General features: G+C 52.5%; 23 protein-coding genes. 8 read left to right on the plus strand and 15 right to left on the minus strand.

Annotation, left to right across the window (positions count from 1 at the left end; all coding sequences use genetic code 11):
• Positions 1-199: 199 nt before the first annotated feature.
• Both H144_RS0125880 and H144_RS0125885 read right to left on the minus strand, forming a co-directional pair.
• On the minus strand, positions 200-1,096 hold the full coding sequence (locus H144_RS0125880) for an OmpA family protein (RefSeq protein WP_019945020.1): 897 nt from the start codon (positions 1,094-1,096) through the stop codon (positions 200-202).
• 379 nt (positions 1,097-1,475) lie between these two features.
• Positions 1,476-3,122: a leucine-rich repeat domain-containing protein gene (locus H144_RS0125885; protein WP_019945021.1), complete on the minus strand. Its 1,647-nt coding sequence runs from the start codon at positions 3,120-3,122 to the stop codon at positions 1,476-1,478.
• Between the two features lie 129 nt (positions 3,123-3,251).
• Here H144_RS0125885 and H144_RS0125890 point away from each other — a divergent pair, with 129 nt between their 5' ends.
• Positions 3,252-4,139: a dienelactone hydrolase family protein gene (locus H144_RS0125890; protein WP_019945022.1), complete on the plus strand. Its 888-nt coding sequence runs from the start codon at positions 3,252-3,254 to the stop codon at positions 4,137-4,139.
• A gap of 72 nt (positions 4,140-4,211) precedes the next feature.
• Here H144_RS0125890 and H144_RS0125895 read toward each other — a convergent pair whose 3' ends face one another.
• Together H144_RS0125895 and H144_RS0125900 are read right to left on the minus strand one after the other, a co-directional pair.
• Complete coding sequence (locus tag H144_RS0125895) at positions 4,212-6,035, minus strand: YjbH domain-containing protein (protein WP_019945023.1); 1,824 nt, start codon at positions 6,033-6,035, stop codon at positions 4,212-4,214.
• A 74-nt stretch (positions 6,036-6,109) separates the two neighbouring features.
• Positions 6,110-7,144 (minus strand): hypothetical protein, encoded by a 1,035-nt coding sequence (locus H144_RS0125900; protein ID WP_019945024.1) that lies wholly within the window; start codon positions 7,142-7,144, stop codon positions 6,110-6,112.
• 928 nt (positions 7,145-8,072) lie between these two features.
• On the opposite strand from H144_RS0125900, the gene H144_RS0125905 reads away from it, so the two are divergent.
• Genes H144_RS0125905 through H144_RS0125915 form a run of 3 tightly spaced genes read left to right on the plus strand, consistent with a single transcriptional unit; the run spans position 8,073 to position 12,375 of the window.
• Entirely contained in the window at positions 8,073-9,353 is a 1,281-nt protein-coding gene (locus tag H144_RS0125905) for an amidohydrolase/deacetylase family metallohydrolase (protein WP_211220709.1), read from the plus strand.
• An 11-nt stretch (positions 9,354-9,364) separates the two neighbouring features.
• Positions 9,365-10,600: an amidohydrolase/deacetylase family metallohydrolase gene (locus tag H144_RS0125910; RefSeq protein WP_308425748.1), complete on the plus strand. Its 1,236-nt coding sequence runs from the start codon at positions 9,365-9,367 to the stop codon at positions 10,598-10,600.
• Positions 10,601-10,623: 23 nt separating this feature from the next.
• Positions 10,624-12,375: a PQQ-dependent sugar dehydrogenase gene (locus tag H144_RS0125915; RefSeq protein ID WP_019945027.1), complete on the plus strand. Its 1,752-nt coding sequence runs from the start codon at positions 10,624-10,626 to the stop codon at positions 12,373-12,375.
• 63 nt (positions 12,376-12,438) lie between these two features.
• Here H144_RS0125915 and H144_RS0125920 read toward each other — a convergent pair whose 3' ends face one another.
• Together H144_RS0125920 and H144_RS34440 are read right to left on the minus strand one after the other, a co-directional pair.
• Positions 12,439-13,524: a T9SS type A sorting domain-containing protein gene (locus tag H144_RS0125920; protein ID WP_019945028.1), complete on the minus strand. Its 1,086-nt coding sequence runs from the start codon at positions 13,522-13,524 to the stop codon at positions 12,439-12,441.
• A gap of 340 nt (positions 13,525-13,864) precedes the next feature.
• Positions 13,865-14,098 carry a hypothetical protein gene (locus H144_RS34440; RefSeq protein ID WP_157505145.1) on the minus strand — a complete coding sequence of 78 codons (234 nt, stop codon included), beginning with the start codon at positions 14,096-14,098 and terminating at the stop codon, positions 13,865-13,867.
• Here H144_RS34440 and H144_RS33480 point away from each other — a divergent pair.
• Positions 14,097-15,647, plus strand: a complete 1,551-nt coding sequence (locus H144_RS33480) for a tail fiber domain-containing protein (RefSeq protein WP_019945029.1) — start codon at positions 14,097-14,099, stop codon at positions 15,645-15,647. The two genes, H144_RS34440 and H144_RS33480, sit on opposite strands and share 2 nt — an antisense overlap.
• Positions 15,648-15,699: 52 nt before the next feature.
• Here the strand turns inward: H144_RS33480 and H144_RS0125930 are convergent, their stop codons facing one another.
• The 9 genes from H144_RS0125930 to H144_RS0125970 form a co-directional block, all read right to left on the minus strand.
• Positions 15,700-16,602 (minus strand): carbon-nitrogen hydrolase family protein, encoded by a 903-nt coding sequence (locus H144_RS0125930; RefSeq protein ID WP_019945030.1) that lies wholly within the window; start codon positions 16,600-16,602, stop codon positions 15,700-15,702.
• Positions 16,603-16,609: 7 nt separating this feature from the next.
• Positions 16,610-17,212, minus strand: coding sequence for a GNAT family N-acetyltransferase (locus H144_RS0125935; protein ID WP_019945031.1), 603 nt, complete (start codon positions 17,210-17,212; stop codon positions 16,610-16,612).
• A complete protein-coding gene (locus tag H144_RS0125940; protein WP_019945032.1) occupies positions 17,209-17,613 on the minus strand; it encodes a ketosteroid isomerase-related protein in 405 nt (134 codons plus the stop codon). Before H144_RS0125940 ends, H144_RS0125935 begins: the two co-directional genes overlap by 4 nt.
• 55 nt (positions 17,614-17,668) lie before the next feature.
• Positions 17,669-18,070 carry a hypothetical protein gene (locus H144_RS0125945; RefSeq protein WP_019945033.1) on the minus strand — a complete coding sequence of 134 codons (402 nt, stop codon included), beginning with the start codon at positions 18,068-18,070 and terminating at the stop codon, positions 17,669-17,671.
• Positions 18,071-18,076: 6 nt separating this feature from the next.
• On the minus strand, positions 18,077-20,059 hold the full coding sequence (locus H144_RS0125950) for an ArnT family glycosyltransferase (RefSeq protein ID WP_019945034.1): 1,983 nt from the start codon (positions 20,057-20,059) through the stop codon (positions 18,077-18,079).
• Between the two features lie 91 nt (positions 20,060-20,150).
• A complete protein-coding gene (locus H144_RS0125955; protein ID WP_019945035.1) occupies positions 20,151-21,179 on the minus strand; it encodes an ABC transporter ATP-binding protein in 1,029 nt (342 codons plus the stop codon).
• On the minus strand, positions 21,176-22,228 hold the full coding sequence (locus H144_RS0125960; protein ID WP_019945036.1) for a FecCD family ABC transporter permease: 1,053 nt from the start codon (positions 22,226-22,228) through the stop codon (positions 21,176-21,178). Before H144_RS0125960 ends, H144_RS0125955 begins: the two co-directional genes overlap by 4 nt.
• Positions 22,225-23,394 (minus strand): ABC transporter substrate-binding protein, encoded by a 1,170-nt coding sequence (locus H144_RS0125965; RefSeq protein WP_019945037.1) that lies wholly within the window; start codon positions 23,392-23,394, stop codon positions 22,225-22,227. Before H144_RS0125965 ends, H144_RS0125960 begins: the two co-directional genes overlap by 4 nt.
• A gap of 74 nt (positions 23,395-23,468) precedes the next feature.
• Entirely contained in the window at positions 23,469-23,864 is a 396-nt protein-coding gene (locus tag H144_RS0125970; RefSeq protein WP_019945038.1) for a DUF5618 family protein, read from the minus strand.
• A 159-nt stretch (positions 23,865-24,023) separates the two neighbouring features.
• On the opposite strand from H144_RS0125970, the gene H144_RS34445 reads away from it, so the two are divergent.
• The 3 genes from H144_RS34445 to H144_RS0125980 are packed head-to-tail and all read left to right on the plus strand — an operon-like array spanning position 24,024 to position 26,882.
• Positions 24,024-24,164 (plus strand): hypothetical protein, encoded by a 141-nt coding sequence (locus H144_RS34445; protein WP_157505147.1) that lies wholly within the window; start codon positions 24,024-24,026, stop codon positions 24,162-24,164.
• A gap of 13 nt (positions 24,165-24,177) precedes the next feature.
• Positions 24,178-25,287, plus strand: a complete 1,110-nt coding sequence (locus H144_RS0125975; RefSeq protein WP_019945040.1) for a ligase-associated DNA damage response exonuclease — start codon at positions 24,178-24,180, stop codon at positions 25,285-25,287.
• Positions 25,284-26,882 carry an ATP-dependent DNA ligase gene (locus H144_RS0125980; RefSeq protein WP_019945041.1) on the plus strand — a complete coding sequence of 533 codons (1,599 nt, stop codon included), beginning with the start codon at positions 25,284-25,286 and terminating at the stop codon, positions 26,880-26,882. Before H144_RS0125975 ends, H144_RS0125980 begins: the two co-directional genes overlap by 4 nt.
• Positions 26,883-26,885 lie beyond the last annotated feature (3 nt).

Below are 26,885 nucleotides of genomic sequence, written 5' to 3' on the forward strand. Positions count from 1 at the left end.
ATGGAATTGCAGGGCATTAAGGTTACGCCGCGTTACAACCCGGACAAACGTATATATTTTATTTAATGCGATTTGTAGAACGCAACGGGGATTTATTTATCGGGAAAATAAATGGCTGGTAATCAGAGTATTGAAGGTTTGTTGCCTTTAAATAAATGGTGAATGGAATACTTCATCTGAATATCTGGTGTCGAGTCTACTACAAATCCTGTACTTTTATTACAACACGTCTGTTTAAACTTCGGTTATGTTCATTATCGTTCGGTGCGAGGGGCAATAGTGATCCTAGAATGCGACATTGGATTCTGCTTTCTAATATGTTATTACCAGCGAGATGTTTTTTTATTTTGATAGCTCGCTCTTCGGCTAACTTGAAGTTTTTTTTCGGATCGCCGACATTATCTGTGTGACTTTCTAATATTATTTTTACAGACCGATTTTCAGACAAACTATTAAGTACTTTATTTAAATTACTTATCGATGATTCTAATAAATTGGAACTAGTCTTTTCAAATTGAAGTGATGTCGAGATGAGATAGCTGATTGCATACTTGGAGTTATACAATGATAGGGGTTCTTCTTTTTTAATATTTTTAATGTTACTCCTGAATTTTTTTTCATCATCGATTTGAATAGAGCTGTTTTGAAATAATATAAAACTTCCGGGGACACAGTATTCATTAGTATAGCGATTGTCATAATACGTTGTGTAGCCGGTATAGGTCCCTGAAATCTCCTTAATCAGGCCTGACTTATCTACGTGAAATTTGCCTTCAAAACTCTTTAAGCACCAGACGTGATTTGGATATGAATCCTCGATAACTTCATTTTCGCTGATGATAATGTTATTTCCGGAAACGGTGCCCTGAAACTTCATAATGGCATATTTCCCCTCATAGGTGATCTTTACTCTACCGCTGATCAGACTATCTTTTTGTGTTGCAGAAACTTCGATAGGATATTCCCTCCCGTTATAGCCGGGTATCGTGATGCTGCCCAACCAACGACCGGAAATATTTTGGCATTGTGCATCACTCTCAACACAAAATATTAAGAGTGTTAGGCTTATAATGATATTCAATAGATTTATCATCATAATTAGTTCACGTATTTTAGGTTGATGTAATTGCCCGTAACCCAGAAACTATGATTGCGAATCGACAACTCATTTATCTTAATTCCAGAAATAGTGTTGCGTAAGAAGAGATAGTAAAGAATGAAAAGTCAGGCAAACGCATTTTCTAAGGCTTTGAAAATGCGTTGCATTGTAACTTCGGTAAACCTAAATATTTAATTTTTAGGAAGCGTGTAAAACATTAGGGATTTATTTGTCGGAAAATTAATTTGTTGATTTTCAATTATTTGAAAAAATACTACCTTTAAATAAATGCTTTTGCTCTATTAATAACTATGGCTATGTACTTTCTCTCCTGGAATGGAATTTCTATCACGCTAGCACCTTCACTCTCCGCCACCTACCGCCCAATCGCAATCTTCCTCACAACCCCACCTGCGCTGATCGTATAAAGCCCCGGTGCGATACCCGCGGTCGTCAGCGGCTTACCCGGTTCGCCCATTTGTGTGCTGATGATTTTTCCTTCCTGGTTGCGGATCACGATTTTACCTTTCTCTTTCAGGTTCTTGAGGTAAAAATGGTCCGTGGCCGGATTGGGGTATGTGACGATATCCGAATGCTGGTTTTTGATTGAAATAACCCTTGAAAAAGAGTATGTGCCATCGAAATCGAGTTGTTTGAGGCGGTAGTAGGTTTTGAATAGGGGGCTTTTGTCGATAAATGAGTATGTCGCGCCCTCGTGCGTGTCGCCGTGGCCTGGTACGAAACCAACTTTTTCAAAATCGGTGCCGTTCCAGCTTCTCTGGATGTCGAACCCCTGGCTGTTGGTTTCGAGGCTGGTTCTCCATGTCAGCAGGTTCTGATCGCCTTCATTGCTGCCTGAAAACGACACCAGCGTTACCGGCAGCGACGTTACCACCTCATTTTGCGTCGTGAGGGTCAGGTTCGGTACGGCGCTGTTTGTGACTTTTGCGTAGTAGGTGCCGTCTTCGGTCACATTGTAATTTTTATTACCGACTATCGTGGTTATAAGGATATTGTTACGATACCAGGTATACGTATTGTTGGCGATCGTTCCCCCGGCCTCGGCAGTAAGGGTTTTTGTCCCGACATTGTAGTTAATATCAATTTTTGACTGGTTGGAATAAAAATCTATCCGGCTGATATTCAAATCCAATCCTTCAAAATTAAATGAGTTGCTGCTGATATCGACAGTGGCTGTCGCAGGAATACCTGTCAGGGTGGGAATAGGGCCTGTCAATGTTCCGTAGGGTTGCGCACCCGGGTCGCCTAAATGGGCAATTCCCAGCTCTTTAAGATTGATCAGGTTATTAAACGAGGCCGGAATGGTGCCGGTGAATTGGTTGGCACCGCTCAGGATCAGGAATTCCAGTTTCGTAAGATTGCCAAGTTCAGGTGGTATGGGGCCTGAAAAACGCTGGTTGCCCAGGTTCAGGTATTTCAGGTCGACCAGATTGCCCAGAGAGCTGGGAATGGGACCATCGAGCTCTCCATAAAATTTCATATCCTTCAGCATGCAGCCCAGGTTGAGGTAAGTGAGTTTCGTCAAGTTGCCAAGACTCTCGGGCAGCGGGCCGGGCAATGGCAGGCCGCCATAAATGTCGTAGTTGATGCCGTTGTCACCGCTCAGATCGAGATGTTCGAGGTTGGTCAGATTGCCGATCTCCGTGGGAATGGGTAAATAGGGCGGGTTATAAGCTGTGCGGGCGTCGGTGAAAACGGTCCAACCGAGGATAAGGGTTTTCAGCTGATCGAGGTTTCCGATTGCCGGGGGAATGCTGCCGTCGAGGCCGCTTTGCAGCAAGTTTAGCCCGGTAACCCGCCCGCCTTCGCAAGTCACGCCGTACCAGCCGCACGGACTGTCGCCGGGATTCCCATTCGGATTCCAGCCTGCTTTTTCGTACCATTCGGGGCCATTGGTGGCATTATACAATGCAATCAATGCCAGCCGGTCCGATTCCAGCGAGCCTTGTCCGAAACTTGCGAGAAACGATAGAAGTAGAATTGGTAAAATCAGTTTTTTCATAGCAGATGTCGAAGCGTTGGAGAAAGGTTTAAACGTGTAAGGCAAGAGTGACAAATTTGAAAAGATCACGGACAATTCGCAAGTAAATATTTCAAAATCAATACCATATCACCGCAATCCTATTATACCATGTCGCAGCTCAGAAAAGAAGACATTAAGCAGGAGGTATTCGACCTTTACGACGATTATGCCCACGACCGCATCGATCGCCGCAATTTTGTGCAAAGCCTGTCGGCCTACGCGGTCGGGGGCGTCACGGTGGCATCGCTGATGGGTTTTCTCATGCCCGATTATGCAGGGGCGATACAGGTGCATGCGGGCGATCCGCGTTTGCAGTCCGATTATGTGAATTATAACTCGCCCAAGGGCGGCAAGACGATCAAGGCATTGCTGTCGAAGCCTGCGGATGCGAAAGGGAAGCTGGGGGGTATTGTGGTGGTGCACGAAAACCGGGGCCTGAACCCGCATATCGAAGATGTGGCACGCCGGGCAGCACTGGCCGGTTTCATTTCCATCGCGCCGGACGCACTTTCGCCGTTGGGCGGCTACCCCGGCAACGACGATGCCGGCCGCGAAATGCAAAGCAAACGTGACCGCAATGAAATGAACGAGGACTTCATCGCCGCCTACGAATACCTGAAAAACCACAAGGACTGCAACGGCAAGATCGGCGTGGTAGGCTTCTGCTTCGGCGGCGGCGTGGCCAATATGATGGCCGTGCGCATTCCGGACCTGGCGGCTTCCGTGCCTTTCTACGGCGGCCAGCCGGCTACCGCCGACGTTCCCAGGATCAAGGCGCCATTGCTGCTGCATTACGCGAGCCTGGATACGCGCGTGAACGAAGGCTGGCCCGCATACGAAAAAGCATTGAAGGATAATAACAAGGAATACACAGCCTACATGTACGAAAATGCCAACCACGGCTTTCACAACGACACCACGCCGCGCTACGACAAGGCCGCGGCCGAACTGGCCTGGAAACGTACGGTCGATTTCTTCAAGGAAAAACTGGCTTAGTGTGTATAGTGCGGCGGCAAACGCCGGAAATGACGATCGCCCTGTGAAGCCGCATTCACAGGACGATCGTCGTTATGGTCTTTGTTTGTTGAGATATTCGGTGTGGTATTGCCGCAGCTTCTGGTCGAGCTGGTAGCCGGTGCGGTACCGCTCGCCGATGCGGAAGCCGCGGGTGTAGCTATATTCCCACCGGAATTCCTCGCCCGTCCGGAACCGCACTTTCTTGCCCTGCGCAATTTTGCCCGGTGGGATCGGTATCGCGAAGTTGAACCCGGCAGTCGTGCCATTGTTCGTTTTCATCACATATAATCCCACTTCTGCATTGGTAAACTGCCTGATCAGGTCAAGGCGGGCACCTTCGTCACCGGCCAGGTACCGGCCGCCGGAGAGCTTCACGGTCAGGTCCGGACGCGAAAGGCGGTAGGCGGCGTCGGCGACGAGCAGCAGGTTGTTCATGTTTTCGTAGTAAATGCCGGTTTTGGTATAATAATACAAACCTGTAAGCCCGCCTTCGAAGCCGAATGACCACGGGCCGGAGAGGTCGTGATGGCGATACTGGACATTCACACCGTATTGGTCATTGTAAAAATACCCGGCGGAAGCGCTTACGAAATGCTTGCCGAATGCCAGGAACTGGTTCAGGAAGATGGGCGCCGGCCGGATGATCTTCGGGCGGTTGTCGAGGTCGTTGGTGACCGGGAAAAGTACGCCCGCATTCAGGGCGAGACCTTTCCAAAGGTAGAACTGCGTTTGCAGCAGCAGGCTCGTATTGCTCTGTAACGTCTTCTCGCGATAGCCGAAATTGGCCGCGAAAACCGGTTGCAGCCAGAAATCCAGCTTGTATTTGTTAAGCAAAAAACGGGGCACTTGTACTTCGTCCTTCGCCAGTGTGCGATAGCTGATCTTCTGATCCATCCGGTAAGCGCCGAGCGGCACGCCCTGGAACATCGGTACGTATTCTTTCACGCCGGAATCGCCCGATACGCGCTGCATTTCCAGCATACCGATGTACGGGTTCCGGTAAAGCCGCTGCTCGTAAGCTACTTTTCGGGCGGTGGAATCGACGTGGAGGTTCTCGAAGTTGTTGCGCAATTTTTCCTTTTCAGACGGCGCGGCCGCTTCCATGTTGTTCCCTTTCGGGTCCTGGTAAGCGCGCACCCGGCGCGGGAGCGGGAGCATATTCACGGCATAGGACGTGCCGAATGTCACCTGGTCGAAGTTCAGGACGGCTGCCTGTACCGTCCAGCGTTTGAATAAAGTCGTGTAAATGCCTGCATTGAAATGCTGGCTGTCCCATTCGGCCATAAAGCCGGCCTTGTTGTCGAAACGGACATTGAAACCACCAAAAGGGCCCGAAAGGTACCGGTAGGCGAGGTCCTTTTTATGGATGATTTCAAGGCTGTTGAAAATGTTGTAATTGCTTTTCTCGGATTCGTCGCGCTGAATGTAAATGGGGCTGCCGAATCCAGCGGTGATGTCTGCGTATAGGTTGTTGCCGAGGCGGAACGTCTTGCCCGCCACGAGCGCATTGGTCGCCAACGAGTTGTCGATCCCGAACGGGGCTGAGAGAATAACCGCCAGGGAAGGGCGTTTGGGGGTTTCTTTGAGCAGAAGGTATTTGATATCCAGCTGCCGATCGCCGATACCTTTTTTGCCACGCTGTTTCTCATTGTTGATCCGCAGCAGGTTCACATTGATTTCCAGCCGGGGTAGCAAGGTAAGATTGGCAAAATAGATCCCCTCCGAATTCCTGCGGTTATAGCGGAACCCGTAACGGACCGGGTTGTAGTGGTAGCCGAATTGAAACGCGCCGTCGCCCGTTTGCTGCGCCGACGGAATGTAAATCAGTCCCGGCTTGCCCGAAATATTGGTTTGCGCCTGCCCGGAGAGGCTCATACAAAGAGTAAGCAGAAGGGGAAACAATACATTTCCCCCTCTGCCTCTAACTAATTGAATCATCCGCCTGACGATTAGATACCGCTGCCCTGGTTGTGGCAGTTTTCGATCATTTTGTCTCTCAGTTCGATCGCTTTGGCAAGTGCATCATTGTAGCTTGCTTCCACGGCCGCTGTGTTCGAGTTTTTAACTTCTTCCGCACGCGTTTTTGCGATGGCGGCAATTTCAGTACAAGTACCGATTTTAGCAGCTTCCAGCTGATTTACCTTGTCCAGGTAATCGAGCAACTGGATGTTGATCAGCGCTTTCAGGTATTCGTACTGGCCCGGGCGCAGGAATGGCTTCGCTTTTTCCAATGCAGCCAAAGCTTCGTTCGCGATTTTGATACCTACCTGGCGCAATGCCTCGAAATGCTCCGCGCTGTTTTCGCCGGTACATTGTTCCAGGTTTCGCTGAATGCGTTCCAGGTCCCTGGTATACGCTTCGTTGATTTTTTGCTGCTCCCTGGCTTTGGCTTCGTCCAGGCGCTCTTTGGTTTTGTCAAACTTCTCATTGGCACGGGCGATACAGTCGTCGGTGTTGCCGGCTTCGATCGCCGGGCCTGTTACGGTGCCTTCGGTGGCCGCGCCGGTACGTCCGCCGTCAAGCAGGCCGTTTACCTTGGCCACGGTAAGCAGCGAGAGGTAGCCTTGCAGCTTCACATCGCCGGATGCCTTGCTCAGGATGGCGCGTACCTGCTGGGAGTTGAGCACGGTTTTCGAAGCGCCCGATGGCGAAACTTCGTTCAATGCCTTGATCTCCGCTTCCGAAAGGGTGGTCGACACCTCTTCGGCTGCTTTGGTAACGCTCGCAGGAATGCTTGCCGACGTAACCGACCCCAGTGAGTTGTTCAATTCCAGGGTTTTAGCCGATGGCTCCACTTTGCCGGGCACCAATTTAATGTCCGGTGTTTCTTGCAGTGTGGTAGGGGCCAGTTCGAGCTTGTCGAGCTGGTTGGAAAGCTCGGTGTTGGCCGGTTCGAGTGAATCCGCTTCTTTATCCTTACAGTCATAAAGGAAGAATGTAAGGAAAGTCAGAAGGGTAAGTAACCGCAGTGTACGTGTTTTCATTACGAGTTAGATTTAGTGAAAAGATATTTGGCGGATTATTAATTGGTTTAATAGGTACAGTATTCTCCCGTGTCAGAAAGCTCGCGAAAGCCTGACCAAATGCTGGCTGATTACCGGATGTAAGCAGTCGGGTGTTTCCGTAGGCACAAACATGCCATGCAATGCCCTCTCAGGGCACGCCGCACAAGCGAACGGATACGCCTATATGTTTTCTGTCATGCCATGGTACAACCCGGTTGGTCGTTGTGCATGATCAGCGTCGCACATGCCTTTCCCGCATTCCGAAAGGAATTTCCGCAATTATCAGTAGGAGGAAGATGGTAGGACATTCCCGCAGCGGGCGTCCGTAAAAAAGAATAGCTAACAAGTAGGGTAGGTGTTTTCCGGCGCCCTGAACGGGGCGGCCCGGAGCAAGGCCGTATGGTGCCTTGAGGCGAAAGCCAGAGAAAACGATTTTCCATCATGTTCGTAACGTTGAGTAAGTTATTATCAGACAGAGTTTCCGCTCAAATTTGGAATTCCACCACCATTGTAGATGTTATTTTACTATAAACTACATTCATGTAAAATAAAATCTACAACAAGTTTAAAGCATTTGATTTCAATTTCAAAATAAAAATATCTCTACAAGTGTTTAAGTATCTGTAAATCAATATGATATTTTTGTATTGAGCTGAATATTTAAACTTGTTCTTTTAAAAGTCACATCCCGGCCGGGGTGCAAACCGGCCGCTTTTGGGGTGGTTTTTGTAGTATAAGCTTTACTTCACCGTTGGCGTGTGCCGCTCATCAATATTCGTTGGTATTGGCGTCCGTCGGCGATAGGATCATTGGCAATTCTCGCTTTTTTCAAAATGAGTGACTATATTTTAATGATCGGATGCTTTTTCTGGCAATTCCTGAATACCTAAATCCTAACCAACACCTTATGAACCTTTCTAAATTGCCCAGGCTCGCCTGGTTTACTGTCGCTATGCTGCTTGCACCGGTGTTCGCGGGAATGGCGTACTGCCAGTCGATCGATCTCCTGCTGAAAGGCGGCCACGTGATCGACCCGAAAAACCGCATCGACGGCGTCATGGATGTGGCTGTCACCGCCGGCAAAATCACCCAGGTTGCCGCCAATATTTCTCCTGCGGACGCCAAAAAGGTCGTCGACGCGAAAGGAATGTACGTTTCGCCCGGTTTTATCGACATGCATGCCCATGTTTTCAACGGCACCACGCCCGACGCCTACATTGCCAACGGGAATACCAGCGTGGCGCCCGACGGGTTTACATTCCGCACCGGGGTTACCACGGTAGTAGACGCCGGGTCGTCGGGCTGGCGCAACTTCAAAACATTCAAAGCGCAGACGATCGACCGGGCACAGACACGCGTCCTCGTATTTCTCAACATCGTGGGAACAGGTATGGCGAGCCGCTTCGAAGAGCAGGACCTGGACGATATGAATCCCATCATGACGGCCAACATGATCAAAAGACTGTATCCCAATATCATCGTAGGCATTAAATCAGCGCATTATTGGGGCGATTACAGCCAGGTGCAGCGCGCCGTGGAAGCCGGTAAGCTTGCCGACGTGCCCGTCATCGTCGATTTCGGCGAGCACCGGCCGCCATTGTCCATCGAGAAGCTTTTCCGTGAATACCTACGCCCCGGCGATATCTTTACACACACCTACGCGCACGGTCCCGCCGACCGCGAAACGGTGGTGGACGAGCAGGGCAAGGTGAAGCCGTTCGTGCTCGAAATGCAGAAGAAAGGCATTGTATTCGACGTCGGTCATGGCGGCGGTGCATTCGCGTGGCGCCAGGCAATCCCATCCATCAGGCAGGGATTTTTGGCGAATGTCATCAGCACCGACCTCCATACCGACAGTATGAATGGCGGTATGAAGGGGCTTGATAATGTCATTTCCAAGTTCCTGAATATGGGCGTACCGCTTTCCGACGCCATTTTACGCGTCACCTGGAACCCCGCGCAGGTTATCAAAAGGCCGGAACTGGGTAGCCTGAGCATCGGCTCGGAAGCCGATATTACGGTTTTCTCAGTCCGCAAGGGCGACTTCGGCTTTATCGACGCACGTCGGCTGAAAATGAAAGGGGACAAAAAGCTGGAAGCCGAGCTTACGATCCGCGCCGGCAAGGTGGTGTGGGACCTGAACGGCATCAGCGTGGCCGGGTGGGAGTCTGAAATGCAGGGTAAATAAGTATGGAAAGAATGATGGATTCCCTCCGCATCACTGCGTGGCTGGCATGGGTGGCATGGCTGCTACCAGGCCACATCGCGGCGCAGGATTATGATATGCTGATCAAAAAAGCGCACGTGATCGACCCCGCCAATACATTGAACGGCGTCATGGACGTCGCCGTGAGCCAGGGTAAAATCGCCCGGATAGCACCGGTGATCGACGGTAATGCTACACAGGTGATCGATGCGGACGGCCTTTACCTCACACCCGGCTTCATCGACCCGCATACGCACGTGTTCGTGGGCACGCAGGCGGGGTTGTTCGCCAATGGCGTCAATAGTGTTTCGCCCGACGATTTTACGTTTCGTTCCGGCGTGACGACGGTCGTCGATGCCGGCACTTCGGGCTGGCGGAGTTTTCCGGTGTTCAAAAAGCAGGTGATCGACCAGTCGAAAACACGTATTCTGGCATTTCTGAATATCGCGGGCGGCGGCATGACGGGCGCAGATCACGAGCAGGATTTGCAGGATATGAACGTAGATTCGGCGGTGGCGGTAATGCGGCAGTTCCCCGACGTGATTGCGGGCGTGAAAATCGGACATTATAATGGAAAAGACTGGACGCCGTTCGATCACGCATTGAAAGCAGCCGGGCAGGCAGGCAAGCCGTTGTTTGTAGAGTGTCATTTGCCGGAATATTCACTTGAAGACCAGCTCGCAAAAATGCGTCCCGGCGATATGATTACCCATACTTTTGAAAATATCAAAGAACGGATGCCCATTATCGGGGACGACGGTCGTGTGCGTCCATTTGTGGAAGCGGCCCGCAAGCGCGGCGTCCTGTTCGATCTCGGGCATGGCGGCGCGGGTTTCTGGTTCGATCAGGCGATGCCGGCCGTGAAGCAGGGTTTTTACCCCAACTCTTTCGGTACCGACCTGCACCGGTTCAGCATGAACTCGGCAATGAAGGATATGGCCAATGTCATGTCCAAATTCATGGCCATGGGCATTCCGCTTGAAAGAGTAGTGGAAATAGCCTCATGGAATGCCGCCGGGGCAATCGGCCATCCCGAATTGGGAAATTTGAAAGAAGGTAATGCGGCTGATATTGCGCTCTTCCGGGTGCGCGAAGGCCGGTTCGGTTTTATGGATTCAGCCGGGAGCGGGATCACCGGTACCCGCAAGCTGGAAGTCGAAATGACCCTCCGGCAAGGGAAAGTCGTGTGGGACCTGAACGGCCTGGCGGCAAAGAAAAAAGCTTTTTAAACATACTCACCATGCATCCTCATATGAAATTCAAAAGGTTGGGCATAGGCCTGAGCCTTACCCTGCTCATTCTGGCGCTGATTGGCGCACAGCATTTACACCGCGAAAAACTTCCACCCGGCGATCCCGACAATGGCGGCCTCACGACACCCGAAGGTTTCGAAACGCTCGTCGTGGCCGACAGTACCGGGCTCGCACGACACATTGTGGTCAACGGCAACGGCGATATTTACATTAAGCTACGCTATTTCGGCAAAGGCCAGGGCGGAGGTACCGTCGCTTTGCGCGATACAAATGGCGACGGAAAAGCCGATATCATGCGTAATTTCGGCAGTTACCAGGACCATAGCAGCCTTGCCAACGGCATCACGATCCGCAACGGCTACCTCTATTACAGCTCTTCGCTGGCCGTTTACCGGAGCAAACTCATACCCGGGCAGCTGCTGCCGGACGAAAAAACCGAGCTGATCCTGAAAGACGACCATGAGCACGGTGCCCATTGGCATATCACCAAACCCATGGCCTTCGACGACCAGGGCAATATGTTCGTGCCGTTCGGAGCGCCGTCGGATGCGTGCCAGGACATGGTGAACTCGCCGGGCGGTAAGCCGGGGAGCCCCGGAGTGGATCCTTGCCCCGAACTGGAAAAGCACGGCGGGATCTGGAAATTCAGCGCCGACAAGCCGAACCAAACGCAGTCCGACGGTACATTATATGCTACCGGGCTGAGGAGCATCGTAGGCATGCGCTGGAACCCTGCCGACAAAAACCTGTATGCCGTCGTGCACGGCCGCGACAACCTGCACCGGCTTTTCCCCGAGCTATTCACCTCCTGGCAAAGCGCCGTTCTGCCTGCCGAGGAATTTGTAAAAGTGACGCAAGGCACCCACGTAGGCTGGCCGTACTATTATTTTGACCAGATGAAGGGTAAAAAAATGCTTAACCCCGAATACGGAGGTGACGGTAAAAAAGAAGGCGAAGGTGCGAAATACCAGAAACCGCTTTTCGGTTTTCCGGGGCATTGGGCGCCTAACGACGTGCTTTTTTACCAGGGCAACCAGTTTCCGGCGCGGTATAAAAACGGTGCATTCATCGCATTTCACGGCTCCACCAATCGGGCGCCTTACCCGCAGGCAGGCTATTTCGTGTGCTTCGTGCCCTTCAAGGACGGGAAGCCGACGGGCAATTGGGAGGTGTTCGCGGACGGCTTCGCGGGCGTGGACCCGATCATTAATGTAAGCGACGCGAAATTCAGGCCAATGGGACTTGCCGAGGGCCCGGACGGCTCCCTGTACATAACCGATTCGCGGAAAGGAAAAGTCTGGCGTATGATGTTCAAAGGCGACAGAAACGCTTTTGGGAACAAACAACTTGCCGCGATGGAGCAGCACAAGCAGCTCGCGCACATACGCACGCCCGACGAGGTCGCCGATAATCTGGATGTGAAAACCACGGAACTCGGCCAGCGCGTGTACAATACCTATTGCACGCCCTGCCACCAGCGCAACGGCCTCGGCGACGGCAGCCGGTTCCCGCCACTGGGTGGTTCGGAATGGGTGACGGGCAACAAAAAGCGGCTGATAGAAGTCGTGGCGAAAGGACTCGAAGGCCCGATACAGGTCGCCGGAAAGCCCTATAACGATCTTATGCCCAAGCACGACTTCCTCAAACCCGAGGAAATGGCGCAAGTGCTGACCTACATCCGCAAAAGTTTCGGCAACGACGCCGACGCCATATCGGTAAGCGACATCCAGCGGGTGTTAGGTACAAAATAGAATGCCACAAAAATGGCCGCCAGAGTTGCTCTGGCGGCCATTTGCATTGCGGAGGAGTACATTTCAGGGCATCGCCACTTTCTTCGTGAGCTTACCGCCGTTGCTGCGCTGCAGCGAGAGCAAATACAGGCCCGAAGCCAGGCTATTTTTAGGTTTTATCACAAATTCATTCCCGGAACGACCAAGCGTAAACCGGATCGCTTTTCCCGACAGGTCATAGAGGCTCACATGCGCTGGATCTTCGTTTTTGAGCAGGAAACGGATTTCGCGGTTCGGCACCGGGTTGCCCAGCAGCTCGAATGCGACGCTGCCGGTATGGTTGTCGACGGCGATCACGCGCGAGTACTCGGACGTGCCATCGGCATCCACCATTCGCAGCCGGTAATAGTTATTCCCACCCAAAGGCCGGGTGTCCAGGAAGCGGTACTGCGTGGTCGCCGACGAATTGCCTTTGGCCTGCACGCGGCCCAGCTGCACAAATTCACGCGAATCGACACTTCTTTCAATGTCGAAATGGCTCGCTCCGGCTTCCTCGGCGGTCGTCCAGGAAAGGCTCACGGCGTTGTCGAGCAAAGTGCCGTTGAAGCGCGCCAGGCTGACGGGTAAAATGGTGTTGATACCCTGGAGCGCGCAGTGAACGGGCGGGGTTTTCTTGTCGTTGGATTGCGAAGCCCACACATCGCCCGTAATGTCGGGCAGCGAAGTACAAGCGCCCGGTACCGTAAAACCAATGTTGTCCACCGTTATCCTGAATTTTCCCCCGCCGAGGTCCGTCTGGCTGATCGTCAGCCCCGCGAAGATGGGCGTAACGGTTTCGTCCGGGCCGTAGGTGGTCAAGAGGCTGACAGGATCGTCCGTGCTGATCGCCACGGTAGCCAGCACCGGTCCCAATTCACCTTTGTCAGGGCCATGTTTGTACTCGGGATTGGGGTAACTGCTTGTAAGCCAGAAATGAATGTAGGCGAACTTGTTTCCTTTGTTCTTGTCGAGGGTGAAGGAATACTTCAGGTTGATAATACAATTTTCACCAGAACTTGAAACACTGTTTAGTTCAATTAGCTGATCGCTTAAGGTACAGGCATCACCGAGCGCCACACCTGTGGAGAGACCTATAAAAAGAATCCACTCCAGAAGCAAAAGTTTTTTCATGATAGAGGACGTTTAGTAAGGTATTTGACATACATTAATATACTACCTAAATCTTGAAATAGTTAAAATGTGGATGGTTTGAAATATTAATTTCAAGAGAATGGGGTGTACGCATCTACGGTGTAAAACTACATGGAATAACGGTGTAATAGGTCGCGTGTGAATCTAGAAATAGTTGCTTGGAAAATAATCGGCATTATTTTATAATATTGAATATAAAGCATTTATGTAAAATTGAACTTATTCGTATCGATTTTATGATATTAATAAGACCATTTACAGATAAGGGTTGGTGGCTGATGCCTGGAACGTTCGGGTGAAATGCATATGTTGTAAAAGTTCAATTTTTAAATCGCTTTCTTCTTAGCGGAATACCATTTGTAATTCTTACAGGGATTGCTGCAAAACCTCTCCGTAATGCTGCACTCGTCCGCCGCGCATCACAAGGCCCTGTTACCGAAGGTGAATTGGTTACTGCCGCTTGATTATCGGTTTTGGAACCACAGCTTTCACCGCTCATTTTCAGCTCGTCAAACCGCCTGAGGGCAATCACAATTTTTCGCAGATCAGTCATGATAAAAACCATTTTTATCGGTACCGTGATGGTACTGACTATGTCCATGAGCTTCGCCCAGGCTCCGCAGCAGTTCAGTTTTCAGGGCGTCGCGCGCGGCGCCGACGGCAAGCTGGTGAGCAATGCCAACGTGGGCATACGCATTACCATCCATTCAGAAAGCGTTTCCGGCACTGTCGCCTACCAGGAAACGCACACGGCACAAACGAACGGCGGCGGAATTTTCAATATTCCCATCGGCGGCGGCGCGGTACTGGCCGGAACCTTCGCCAATATCCCGTGGAAAACCTTCGCGCATTTTCTGCAACTGGAAATGGATGCCACCGGCGGCACAACGTATACGGACCTGGGCACGACGCAAATGCTGAGTACACCCTATGCATTGCAGGCGAAAGAGGCTACGAAATGGAGCGATGGATTTCCCGTGGTGCAGAGGATGGAGTTCGGGCCGGATGCTGATCCGAACGACCCGGATGTCTTGAACGATCCCGACCTTCAGAAATACCTGTTACCGGCTATTGGAGAAGGCAACGTACTTATTTGGTATCCATTCCAGGGAGCATTCCGTGCTGGCGGCTCTGTCAATGGAAAATGGGAAAGGGCACAATTAGGGACATACTCTATCGGGTTTGGAAGCGACAATTTGGCAAAGGGCTTGGCAAGTCTTGTCTCTGGTATTGGTTCGTCTGCCGCAGGAGATTTTTCCAATGCAATGGGATTCAATACGACTGCGTCGGGGTACGGAGCTTCATCTTTGGGACTCGAAACGCAGTCGAATTATAAGGGAAGTTTTGTTGCAGGGATGTTTAACTTTCCCCAGGGTATCGGTGGTATCAATTCTCCGTCGGCAGATGATGCCATTTTTCAAATAGGCAATGGTACAGGCAATAATAACCACTCGAATGCGATTTCCATTCTAAGAAATGGGAACACAGGTGTCAAATTGGGTCAGGATTCGCCCGCATTTGCCTTGGATGTGGGCGGACGTATGCGGGTGAGGCACGCCGGATCGACTTCCGGTATTCACTTCAATAATTCTCAAAACGTCGCATATGCTTTTGTGGGGATGAAGACCGACGCACAAGTCGGTTTCTATATTAACAATGATTGGCGCTTTTTTATTGATAATGCCGGAAACGGCACATTAGGCGGCTCACTTTCGCAATCCTCCGACCGCCGCCTGAAACGGGACTTCCTGCCCCTTTCGGCCAGCCTTAGCAAGCTTACCGGCATTCGGGGTTACCATTATTATTGGAAAGACAAAGACCGGGACCAGTCGCTGCAAACGGGGCTGATCGCGCAGGAGGTGGAGAAGTTGTTCCCGGAACTGGTCAAGACGGATGAAAAAGGTTTCAAATCACTCAATTACATGGGCCTGATACCGCATTTGATTGAATCGGTGAAGGAATTGGCGAGACAAAATGCCGGACTGGAAGCGGAAAATGCAGATTTCAGGAACGATAACAAGGCTTTCCTCGAAAAACTGGCAGCGATGGCGGCCAGGTTGGATCGGCTGGAAATGCCAAAGGTAGTGGAGGCGACTAAATAGGTGAGAGACGGTAAGTAAACAAGCGGTATCCGTGTGAATGCCGCTTGTTTTGTTATACAGGTCGGTGGATAACTGATACCTCTTCCGACGCCAGCCCGATCGCCAGCCGAGATTGATCCTTGAAATTGAACACATGGCCATCCCGACGTACTTCGTCGATCAACGCGAAATCGAGGTCGCGGAGCAGCCAGCCTTCCTGCTGGGCGGGCATCGTAGCGATAATGCCTTCTTCGGGCATACCTTTATCGGGCGTCGTGTAGAAGCCGGCAAATCCATAGTTGATATCGACGGCAGGCGACCATAATGCATCGCCCACAGTTTGCGATACGACGGTGAATGCCTGGTTTTCCAGCGCGCGGGCACGGGCACCCACATGTACGCGTGTAGCGCCGCGGATGGTTTCCGTGCAGCTCGGTGCGAGGATCAGCCCGGCACCTGCTTCACACAGTTTCTGCGCGCCGAGTGGAAATTCAACGTCGTAGCAGATCTGAATACCGAATTTCCCCCACGAAGCTTCAAAAACAGTGAGCTGCTTAGGCGCGCTTTCGACGCCCCAACGCTCGTGCTCGAAGCGGGTCATGAAAAATTTGTCCTGGTACCCAGCCAGCCCGTTCGCCGAAAAAACAAACGCCCGGTTCAGCTTTCTGCCTTCTTCAATCACCGGAATGCTCGGCGCGACGATGGTCACGCCGTATTTCCGGGAAAGTACTTCGAATGCTGCGCAAAAATCGGCCTTTAATGCATCCAGCTCATAAACCTGGCGCCGGATGTCGTTGCGGATCTCCTGGCCGAAAATGCTGACGAGCTCCATAGCGCCATATTCCGGGAAAAGCAGCAGTTGCGCGCCCTGGGCCGCGGCATCGGCTATCCATCTTTCGGTATGGCGCTGCCACGAGGCGAAATCGGCGTGTTCGGTAATGGGATATTGCGCGGCGGCAATGGTGACCTGTTGCATGTAATTGTCAGTCGTTGAGCGGTTTGGTCCATAAAGTCATGGTTTTGGGTGTGGAGGACGTTTCTCCGAGATCAGGCCATTCCATGGTACTTTGCAACGCTGGCTCCTTGCGGTAACCGCGCTTGATCCAGAATGCATCGTTCGGCCGGTAATCTGCCGGTTTCAGCGGATGGTTTTCACCCCGGTCGACGGAGCAGAAACAGCTGATCGTGAAGTCGCCAAAACTCCGTGCATATGCTTCCCGTTCGTCGAAAAAGCGGTGGCCCAGGCCCAGGCTGCGGTAGGCGGGCAGGAGAATGCTTTCGCCGAAATAGAAAACAGTAGAAATAACAAAACCGGCGTCCTCGAACGGCTTTCTCACCTCGGCTGTCTCATCGGCCAGTGGAATGCAGGTAGTGGCGCCTACCATCTGCGCACCGTCATATACCGCGAAAAGGAACGACCGCTCCGATTGCAGATAGGTTTGCAAATAGCCTTTTTCATAGTCCACGCTGCCCTCGTACAGGTAAGGATAGTCGCGGAACACGGCAATGCGGAGCTGGGCAAGGTCATCGAAGGCCCCAGCCATGTCCGCGCCGGTTTTGGTTATAAATGTGAGCGGGGTACTCATGGTTTCGACACGAGTTCGATCCAGAGCGGCAGATTGTAATAGGTGGTAACCCGGCTGATTTTACCATCCGTCACTTCCAGGAACGCACCTGCCGGCAGCACATACGACTGCCCGTGTGCCTCGGGAAGGCCTTCTTCTGCCTGTTTGTAAATCCCGTTCACGACAAATTCCACGGCCACGCGCTTGCCTTCCGGTTCGCTGAAAAACACCATTTCCGTGAGCGTTTCCTCGTAGGCTTCATCCATTTTTTGGAGAAATGCCGTGAATTTTTCAAGACCGATGCGTACATCTCCCTGGTTGGCCTCGTGCCTCACCTCGGGGTGGAGCAGGGCGAGCATTCCCTCCCAGTTTTTCGCGTTGAAAGCGGCATAATATTGCTGTACGGTTGCTAGTGCAGTCATTGTTTTGGGTAGTTATATCAAAATAAAAATCGGGGCAAATATAAGGGGCAGGGCCTCAAAAAGGCTTTTTCGTCAGCGAAACCTGTCCGTTCGGGTCCTTTTTATATACCGCCAGCACGTTCGCGGCGAACTTCCTGTCGAAATGCGGCTCGGTGGCTTCGAGGCCGGCCGGGAAAGGTTTCGACGCCGGGAAAAAATAGACGGTCGTGGAGCCGTATTTCGTGTATGGCATCAGTTCACCATATTGGTTGAAATCGCTGGTGAGCGTGTCGGCCACCGTCACGGCGTAGATGCGCACGATGGGGCCGGTGTTGTTCGGGTTGCGGTACATGGCCACTTCCCGGAAACCGCCGGAGAGGTCGTCGACGGTCGGTTGCGAGGTGGAGTCGTACACAATGTAGCCGATGATGGCTGCCAGGACCAGGAGGAGGATGTTTTTCTTACTTTTAAAGAACATATCAAATCATTTGGACGGAACATAGAGCCATTTGCCGTCGGCTTCCCATTGCAGCACATACCGCTGGCCGTGGTAGTCGAATGCCTGGCCGGCCGGTTTTTCGGCAATCACGACATCGGGGCGGAAGGCCGGGTCTTCCCGCACGTGCGACGGATTGGCAACACGTACGTGTGCGAAAGTGCGTCCCGGTTGCCGCAGCAGGTACTGGTAGGCGTAGTCGAAACTGGCTTCTGTAAAATCAAAACCGATTTTTTGCGGATTGCGTGCGTTTACCTGTGCTAAAAATACCTGCATTTCGGGCCAATGTTCGCCCCATAGCAACCGGCCGGGCTCTGCGGACAGGACGCTTTCCTGTTTCAGGTTCAGGTTGGCGGCGTCTATGCGGATATTCAAATGCAATGCGGAGTTGATCGGCGGGAATACTTTCTCGAAGAACCATTTGGTGGACAGCAGCGGGTGCGAGGAGCTGAGCAATGCAAACGGCAGCGCCGCCAGCCAAAGGAAAAGTGTAAGGAATTTGGCACCCCAGGCAGGTAATACCGATCCGAAAACCAATCCTACTAACGGCGCAGCAAGCAGGAAAAAAGCGATATGGAGCCGTGAACCATAGATTTGATAACCGATAAAAAAACAGAAAATAAGGAAGCTCATGAAAGTGAGCGCGCCGTACCACCGGGCTGTTTTGGACAGCCGGGCCGTAAATAGCAGCGGAATGCAGAGGATGATAAGCCAGATGCCGAAAAAGTTGTGGGCAAAGTCCTCGTTGAAATTCAGCTTATTCATTTTAAAAGCCATGCCGGTGCCGGGCGCATTGATATCGACGCCCATGGCTTGGTGCACGTTTTCGAGTTGGCTTTGGAGGAAATTATTATAGCTGTTACCGGGTGAAATGAAGCCCAGATGCAGGAAAAGGTGTTTTAATACATTCGAAACATAATCGCCCGGACCGAAAAACGTTGTTTGGTTCCCCTTGCTGATGGTGCCCACCGGCGTGCCGAACAGCTCATAGGTCCGGTACCAGAACGGCACGTTGAGAACGAGCGTGAGGGTGAGCGACGCCGCTGCGAACCCGGCTATTTGCTTCCGCAGATCCTGCTTTCTGAGCATGCCAATGAGCAGGTAGATACCGAACGGCAAGGCGCAAAAGAGGAATGTCCCTTTGGTCATCATCCCTAGCGCACAGCAAATGGGGATGAGGTACAGGCTCGGCAGACGGTTGTTTTTTAGATAATCGAAGGCAAAAAATGCGGTGGCGACAATGAAAAAAGCTACCACAAGGTCGTTTTGCGTGGTCATCGATTCGAGGACGACGATCGGCAGCGTGGCGGCGAAGCATAATCCGACGCGAAGGGCTATCCTCGAACCGGAAAAATGACAGATAATCATCGAAATCAATGCGAGAATACCTGCCTGGCAAAACCACTGTACGAGCTCGAAATACCGCTCCGAGCCGGAGAGCAGAAAGGTGTGCAAATGGATGTATTCCGAAAACGGGCTGAATGAAATGGAGCGCTCGATGTGCGATGCGTAATGCGCCACATTGCCCTGCTGGACCCAGTAGCCGATCCTGCTCAAATGGTAGCTGAGTGAATCCTGGTTGTTCGGCACGGCAATCACTGCCACCACGAGCGTGATCGCATACAGCAGCACGAGCATCGCGACGGTCCGCAGCCCAAGGGTTTGGCAAAAACTGCGGAGGCCTTTGAGCCAGCTTTGCGCGATGGCTCCAACCGAAGCATTATGCGTTTTTCGAAGCCTGAACCATAGAAAGGATAATGCCGCATTATACAGCACCCAGCTTCCGGTAATGGCCGGCCGGTTAACCTGATTGAATGCACCCAGCAACTCGGTACTGACCGCGATAAACAGGAAAAGCAGAATCGCGCCGGAGAGCAGCGAACGGCGCAGAGGCTGCCCGGAATCCTGGTAAAATGCCAGGTAGCAGTTGGCCGTAGCCAGTAATAGCGCCGTTGGGATCAGTAGCATCATGGGCAAGAAAATAGGTCCTGTTCGGCAATCAGGAGCTTAAAGCTAACTATTTCGCGGCAAAGAAATCCTATTAATTCGGGGTAAGAGGGCTTTAACGGAGTGGAAAAAGCGGGCGGATTTGCCGGATAAGTTCCTGAACGGAAGACACTTTGAATGCCAGGTTTTCAAAGAATATTTCCGCTTCGAAACCGTCCGGCGTGTCGGCAGCGCTGATGCGGCAGGGCGCATCACGGTAGCGGCTGATGCCCAGACCTTCGCGTTCGAGCGCGCGCCTGGCCCAGAAAACCGGCCCTACGGCACCTTCGAGGTAGATTTGGGCGGTGTCTACCGGCCGATGGATAACAAAAGTGCCCGTCGCGCGGTCGAATGAGAAGCCGTTCCGGGCAAAGGTCGTTTCAAACGAGCCATTCAGCACCAGGTCTTCGGGTAACCCGGCCAGCAACGTACCGTCGGCGTGCATGAGCCATACTTCGTCGGCGGTTTGCAGGGCCAGGTCGAGCTCGTGTGTGCTCAGGAGGATCGCCTTGCGCGTGTCGCGTGCGAGCGTGTGCAGGAGGCGCATCATTTCGACCCGGTTGGGCAGATCGAGGTGTGCGGTGGGTTCGTCGAGCAGGATCAGCGGGGTGTCCTGGGCGAGTGCGCGGGCGAGCATCACTTTTTGCCTTTCGCCGTCGCTTAACTGGTGCATATGACGGTCGAGCAGGGGACTAATGCCGGCTTGTTCAATGCTTTGAGCGATTTTCGAATGGTCGTTTTCGCTGAGCGAACCGAGCCAGCCGGTGTAAGGTGTACGGCCGAGGACGACCACCTCACGGGCGGTGAGATTACCGGCGTCGATGCGGTCGGTGAGCACCAGGCTCAGTTTGCGGGCCAGTTCGGCGGGTTTCAATGCGCCGAGCGGCTGCCCGTCGATGATGATTTGGCCGCTTAATGCAGGCTGTAAACCGCCAAGTGTACGCATTAATGTTGATTTTCCCGCGCCGTTGGAACCGAGCAAACAGACAAGATTCCCCGGTTGAAGGCGTACGTCGAGCTGTGCGGCAACCGTCCGCTCATGACCGGACGAGCGGTAGCCGATGGCCAGCGCGCGGGTTTCGAGAATGGCGGCGGGGTTTATCATGAGAATGCGGAACGAAGGTTATTGCGGCGGATAATGATCCAGATCACGACCGGCGCGCCGAGTAGCGAAGTGACGACGTTGATCGGAATGACGGTTTGTGAGCCGGGAAGCTGCGCGATAATGTCGCAAAGCAGCAGCAGTACAGTGCCCGTAAGGCAGGTGGCGGGAATGAGCACGCGGTGGTTGGACGTGCCGAGCAGCGAGCGGGTAATGTGCGGAATGGCAATGCCTACGAAGCCGATCGGGCCGCAGAATGCGGTAATGCTGCCCGTAAGCAGGCTGGTACTGAACATGATCAGCAGCCTGGTGCGGCCCACGGTAAGGCCCATGCTTCTCGCGTAATTTTCACCTAACAATAAGGCATTAAGTGATTTGGAAGAGGCAAATGCCAGTAGCAACCCGGCGATCACGACCGCGGAAAGGACATATAAATGGTAGCCCGTGACGCCGCCAAGCGACCCGAACGTCCACATAATATACTCCTGCAACTGCTCAGGCTGGCTGAAATATTGCCAGATACTGATGATCGAAAGCGTAATGGTGCCGATCATGACGCCTACGATGAGCAGGATCACATTGTCGCGGATGCGCCCGGCGATGAGCAGGATGAGCGACAGCACCGCCGCCGAACCCATCGAAGCCATGCCGATGATGAGCCAGCTCCCCGAAATGCCCAATTGGCTGATCGCGTACATGCTCGCGCTGCTCCCGCCTGCGAGCATGACTGCCGCCACGCCCAGCCCGGCGCCCGCGGTAATGCCTAGCTCCGACGGTCCCGCTAGCGGATTGCGGAACAATGTCTGCATTTGCAACCCACTGACGGATAGTGCACAGCCAGCGAGAATGGCGGTGATGGCTTTGGGTAAACGAATTTTTTCAATGATAAAAAGCCACGCCCGGTTGTCCGATTCGCCGGAGGTGATAATGCGAAATACTTCCTTAAAAGGGATTGCCACGGAGCCCAGCATAATATCGAGGCAGAAGAGCGCCACCGCCAACACGCCAAGAAATACGAACATCGAGCCGCTTCTTTGATCGCCCTGCATCATCTGGGAAGCTGTTTGTAGTAAACAAACCGATGGTTCGGCAGCAGCTCGGGGTGAAAAATCCGGATCATATCGGCCAGCACCTTATGCGGGTTTACGCTGCCCGATTCGAAGAAATCGTTCGAGCCGGTTTCGCTTACGACGCGGTTGTAGCTGTATAGTTTGCCTGTTTTAAATGCCTTGAAATCGCCGTAGCGGGCATCGAGGGCGAGAATGGCCGGCTGGGTGTCGCGGATGTCGAAACCGACATTGAGCCAGAAATCTGCTTTGAGTGCAAATGGGTACACGGATTCGAAACTGAGCGGCAAGCTGCCGGCATCGGGCGTATTGTTCCACGGGTAATAGGCGCCCGCGTCTTTGAAAAAACGGGCCATATAGCTGTTTCCACCGGGTATAAACCATGCATCTTTCGTGTTCAGGCCGGAGAGTACCGACGGTTTGGGCGTTGCATTTGCCGCCAATGCCGTCAGTTTGCCATACTCGGATTCCACTTCGGCAAATTTTTCGTTCACGAGCGCCTCCTTATCCAGCAATGCGGCCATGAGTTTCACCCATTCGGCGCGGGCTAGGGGTGTCCGCTCGACCCATTCGGAATTGATCAGCACGGGAATGCCGGCCTCTTTCAGTAAACGGTAGTGATCCATCTTACCACCCGGGTTACCGATCGTCATCACTACGCCCGGATGCATCTCAATCAGTTTCTCGTCGTTCAGTCCCTGGTCGCGCCCTACTTCCACCACTTTTCCGGCTTTTATCATTTCCACGACTTTGGGCGAATACACATATTGCAGGCTGCCGAGGCCCGTCAGCACATTTTCAGCATCGAGGAAACCAAGTAACCCCACATGCATAGACGACATAGCGGCCAGGCTCTGCACCGGAATTTCGATATGCTGTGCACGCGGGTAACCCTGAGGCGCATTCGCCCCCTTTTTTTGCAGGATATATTGCAAAGTATCCCCCTTCTCACCGAACGGATTGATAATGCTGACGAGTTTGTAATCTTTGAAATACTGAATAGCAAATCCCTTTGCATGGAAAATCTCGGTTTTGACAAACTGCGTAGCCGTATCCGCAGCCGCTGTTTCACTACCATGGTCTCCGCCCGATGACGTGCAGCTGTAAATGAATAATGTCAGGAAAAGGAGCAAGTGGGGAATTTGCGGCATGTTGGTTGAATGTTTGAACGACCGGCGACCGGTCGTTCAAAATTACTCAAAGGCGTGGAAAATTCGAGGTAATGCTAAATGTAGGTCAGCATTTGCCGGACACGGCTCATGCCGTTTTGTATCGTATCCACTGATCTGGTGCCATGGTAGTAGCCCGCCAGATGAAGGTCATCATACACGTTCGCGAGAATGCGAAGTAGTTTTTTGTCATGCTTTGTCAACCGTATCATGTAGTCTTCAATGCTTTTCGGTTTTGTAAAATGAATTCCTTCCCGCTGCCTGAGGTATTCGTCCAAAATCAGCAAAGCCGCCGAATAGGCCGTGCCGGAAGCCATTTTTACATATTTGATGTCTTTGTAGAGTCCATCTTTCTTTCCTGCTTTTTCACTCAGGATCTGACGCGCGTTTTCCAGGTAGCGTTCGGCTTCCTGCGCGGGTGTGAGGGCTGTATTTTGCGCTGAATGTGGCATAGTGTTGTATTTTGGTTAGGTCATATCCCTTGATACGAGCGATGCACAGGAAAGTAACACTCAATTTACCAATAAATTTCCGATGCTTTTCGTAACTGAACCGGCCATAGTTTTTTTGGTGACTTAAATAGCATATAAGTTACATCGCCTCTATCCCGAATGAATCATTTTTATACCAATTTAACATTTGCACGGATGTTTCGCGTGCCGTTCCAGAATTATCCCTACGGCACCCACGCGTTTTTTGACCACGATCAGAAACTGCTCGAAATCGCGCTGGTGCATTTGGCATACTTTTGATAAATTTCAAAATATGCCGAAACAGCCACTTCTTCAATTTACCGGGAAAAGTATATACTGCGCCGTTGCCGACGTCCATATCGACCCCTGGATACCCGTCGGGCGAGCGATCATCACACACGCGCACAGCGACCATGCGCGCTGGGGAAGCCAGCATTACCTCGCCCACAAGGACAGCGAGCCGATCCTGAGGCTGCGGCTGGGGCAGGATATCAACTTGCAGACGGTGGGTTACGGCGAGAAATTCATGATCAACGGCGTGAAGTTTTCACTCCACCCGGCCGGGCATATTATCGGCTCGGCGCAGGTGCGGGTAGAGTATCAGGGTGAAGTGTGGGTGGCCAGCGGCGACTACAAGCTGGAAAACGACAACTTTGCGACGCCTTACGAGCCCGTCAAATGCCACGTTTTTATCACTGAATCCACATTTGGATTACCTATTTACAAGTGGCAGCCGCAGCAGCAGGTCATGTCGGAGATCGACCACTGGTGGGCGCAAAACCGTATGGAAGGTAAAGCAAGCGTGCTGATGGGTTATTCGTTGGGCAAAATGCAGCGGATTTTGAAGAATATTCAGTTGCAGGATACGGTGCTGTATGCGCACGGGGCCATTTATACGGTGAATGAAAGGCTGCGCGAAGCGGGTTTTGACTTGCCCGAGCTGACATTGGTGACCAAAGAAACCGACCGGAAACTTTTCCGCGGCGCATTGGTACTGGCACCGCCCTCGGCAGATGGTACTACGTGGATCAAGAAATTTGCTCCTTACTCTGTGGGCTACTGCTCGGGCTGGATGGCCTTGCGCGGGGCTAAAAACCGCCGTGCCGTAGATCAGGGATTTGTGCTAAGCGACCACGTCGACTGGCCGGACCTGAACCGCGCCGTGAAAGAAACCTGTGCCGAAAAAGTGTTCGTGACGCACGGTTATACGAGCATTTTCTCCCGTTGGCTCAATGAAAATGGCATCGAAGCCGCGGAAGTGACGACGATGTACGGCAATGAGGATGAAAATGAGGAGGAGGAAGTGGTACAGGATGCCGCGGTGGCGACGGCGTCTTACGAGGAGCATAAGCAGGAGCTCGACGGAGAAGCGAAGGACAACGAAAACCGTTTGGAACGATGAAACAGTTTGCAGAACTCTTCATGAACCTCGACCGCACGAACAAGACGAATGCGAAAGTCGATTTGCTGAAAAACTATTTTCTCAGCGCGACCGACGACGATAAATTGTGGGCGCTAACGCTCTTTACCGGGCGCCGGCCGTCATTCAAAGTGAACCGCACGCAGGTGAAGGAATGGGCGGCCGGGGAAGCCGGTATTCCGATGTGGCTTTTCCAGGAAAGCTACCACAGCGTGGGCGACCTGGGCGAAACGATCTCGCTGCTTTTGCCCCGGACGAGCCTTGGCGGGTCGGATAAGTCGCTTTCCGAATGGTTCCGTTACCTCGGCATGCTGCCCGGCATGACCGACGAGGAGAAGCGCGATCACATTATGCAGGCCTGGATGCAGCTTTCGCAGCACGAGACGTTCGTGTTCAACAAGCTGCTGATGGGCAGTTTCCGCATCGGCGTCTCGCAGACGCTCGTCGTGCGGGCGCTCGCGGAAGCCACCGAAACCGATTCCAATGTGATCGCACACCGGGTAATGGGCCAATGGGACCCGCAGGGAACGACTTTCGAGCAGCTGATCCTCGATAAGGGTGAAAATGACAATGCATCACGGCCCTATCCGTTTTTTCTCGCTTACCCGATAGAAGGCGACGTGGCCGATCTCGGTGAGGCGCAGGACTGGTTTGCGGAATGGAAATGGGACGGTATTCGTTCGCAGATTATTTACCGGAACAAAGAGTTGTTTATCTGGACACGCGGCGAGGAACTTTCCACCGAAAAATTCCCCGAACTGCATTTCCTGTCGGACGTGCTGCCGGAAGGTACCGTACTCGACGGGGAGATCGTGACTTATGCCAATGGCCGGCCGATGCCGTTCAATGTGCTGCAAACGCGGATTGGCCGGAAGAATTTGTCCAAAAAAGTGCTCGAAGAAGCACCGGTGGCTTTCCTGGCCTATGATCTGCTGGAAGCTAACGGCGTCGACATTCGCGGTCTCACGCAAGCGCAGCGCCGCACGCAGCTTGAAGCGATCCATGCGAGTGTGCCCGTGCAAAGCCATTTTAACCTGTCGCCATTGATCGCGTTCACGAACTGGCAGCAGCTCCGTGAACTGCACCCGCAATCGCGCGAGAACATTGCCGAAGGGTTCATGATCAAACGAAAAGCGAGCACCTACCAGGTAGGCCGCAAAAAAGGCGACTGGTGGAAATGGAAAATAGATCCGCTCAGTGTGGATGCCGTGCTCATTTACGCCCAAAAAGGTTCCGGCCGCCGCGCGGAGCTCTTCACAGACTACACCTTTGCCGTGTGGGGTGACGACGGCAAGCTGGTACCCTTCGCCAAAGCCTATTCCGGCCTCACCGACGCCGAAATCGGCCAGGTAGATTATTTCATCAAACGTAACGTCCTCGAAAAATTCGGTCCGGTGCGGACGGTAAAGCCTGAGCTGGTTTTCGAAATCGGGTTCGAGGGGATCAACGAATCTTCGCGGCACAAATCGGGCATCGCGGTACGTTTTCCAAGGATTTTAAGGTGGCGGAAGGATAAGAAAGCGGAGGAGGCGGATAGTCTGGAGAGTTTGCGGGATATTCTTTCCAGTTATAAATGATCT

Origin of the sequence: Dyadobacter beijingensis DSM 21582 (assembly GCF_000382205.1) — a bacterium.
Taxonomy (GTDB): domain Bacteria; phylum Bacteroidota; class Bacteroidia; order Cytophagales; family Spirosomataceae; genus Dyadobacter; species Dyadobacter beijingensis.

Coding starts and splice junctions, on each gene's coding strand:
- H144_RS0125880 (WP_019945020.1), bottom strand. CDS start 1,096: ATGATGATAAATCTATTGAATATCATTATAAGCCTAACACTCTTAATA.
- H144_RS0125885 (WP_019945021.1), bottom strand. CDS start 3,122: ATGAAAAAACTGATTTTACCAATTCTACTTCTATCGTTTCTCGCAAGT.
- H144_RS0125890 (WP_019945022.1), top strand. CDS start 3,252: ATGTCGCAGCTCAGAAAAGAAGACATTAAGCAGGAGGTATTCGACCTT.
- H144_RS0125895 (WP_019945023.1), bottom strand. CDS start 6,035: ATGAGCCTCTCCGGGCAGGCGCAAACCAATATTTCGGGCAAGCCGGGA.
- H144_RS0125900 (WP_019945024.1), bottom strand. CDS start 7,144: ATGAAAACACGTACACTGCGGTTACTTACCCTTCTGACTTTCCTTACA.
- H144_RS0125905 (WP_211220709.1), top strand. CDS start 8,073: ATGAACCTTTCTAAATTGCCCAGGCTCGCCTGGTTTACTGTCGCTATG.
- H144_RS0125910 (WP_308425748.1), top strand. CDS start 9,365: ATGATGGATTCCCTCCGCATCACTGCGTGGCTGGCATGGGTGGCATGG.
- H144_RS0125915 (WP_019945027.1), top strand. CDS start 10,624: ATGAAATTCAAAAGGTTGGGCATAGGCCTGAGCCTTACCCTGCTCATT.
- H144_RS0125920 (WP_019945028.1), bottom strand. CDS start 13,524: ATGAAAAAACTTTTGCTTCTGGAGTGGATTCTTTTTATAGGTCTCTCC.
- H144_RS33480 (WP_019945029.1), top strand. CDS start 14,097: ATGATAAAAACCATTTTTATCGGTACCGTGATGGTACTGACTATGTCC.
- H144_RS34440 (WP_157505145.1), bottom strand. CDS start 14,098: ATGACTGATCTGCGAAAAATTGTGATTGCCCTCAGGCGGTTTGACGAG.
- H144_RS0125930 (WP_019945030.1), bottom strand. CDS start 16,602: ATGCAACAGGTCACCATTGCCGCCGCGCAATATCCCATTACCGAACAC.
- H144_RS0125935 (WP_019945031.1), bottom strand. CDS start 17,212: ATGAGTACCCCGCTCACATTTATAACCAAAACCGGCGCGGACATGGCT.
- H144_RS0125940 (WP_019945032.1), bottom strand. CDS start 17,613: ATGACTGCACTAGCAACCGTACAGCAATATTATGCCGCTTTCAACGCG.
- H144_RS0125945 (WP_019945033.1), bottom strand. CDS start 18,070: ATGTTCTTTAAAAGTAAGAAAAACATCCTCCTCCTGGTCCTGGCAGCC.
- H144_RS0125950 (WP_019945034.1), bottom strand. CDS start 20,059: ATGATGCTACTGATCCCAACGGCGCTATTACTGGCTACGGCCAACTGC.
- H144_RS0125955 (WP_019945035.1), bottom strand. CDS start 21,179: ATGATAAACCCCGCCGCCATTCTCGAAACCCGCGCGCTGGCCATCGGC.
- H144_RS0125960 (WP_019945036.1), bottom strand. CDS start 22,228: ATGATGCAGGGCGATCAAAGAAGCGGCTCGATGTTCGTATTTCTTGGC.
- H144_RS0125965 (WP_019945037.1), bottom strand. CDS start 23,394: ATGCCGCAAATTCCCCACTTGCTCCTTTTCCTGACATTATTCATTTAC.
- H144_RS0125970 (WP_019945038.1), bottom strand. CDS start 23,864: ATGCCACATTCAGCGCAAAATACAGCCCTCACACCCGCGCAGGAAGCC.
- H144_RS34445 (WP_157505147.1), top strand. CDS start 24,024: ATGAATCATTTTTATACCAATTTAACATTTGCACGGATGTTTCGCGTG.
- H144_RS0125975 (WP_019945040.1), top strand. CDS start 24,178: ATGCCGAAACAGCCACTTCTTCAATTTACCGGGAAAAGTATATACTGC.
- H144_RS0125980 (WP_019945041.1), top strand. CDS start 25,284: ATGAAACAGTTTGCAGAACTCTTCATGAACCTCGACCGCACGAACAAG.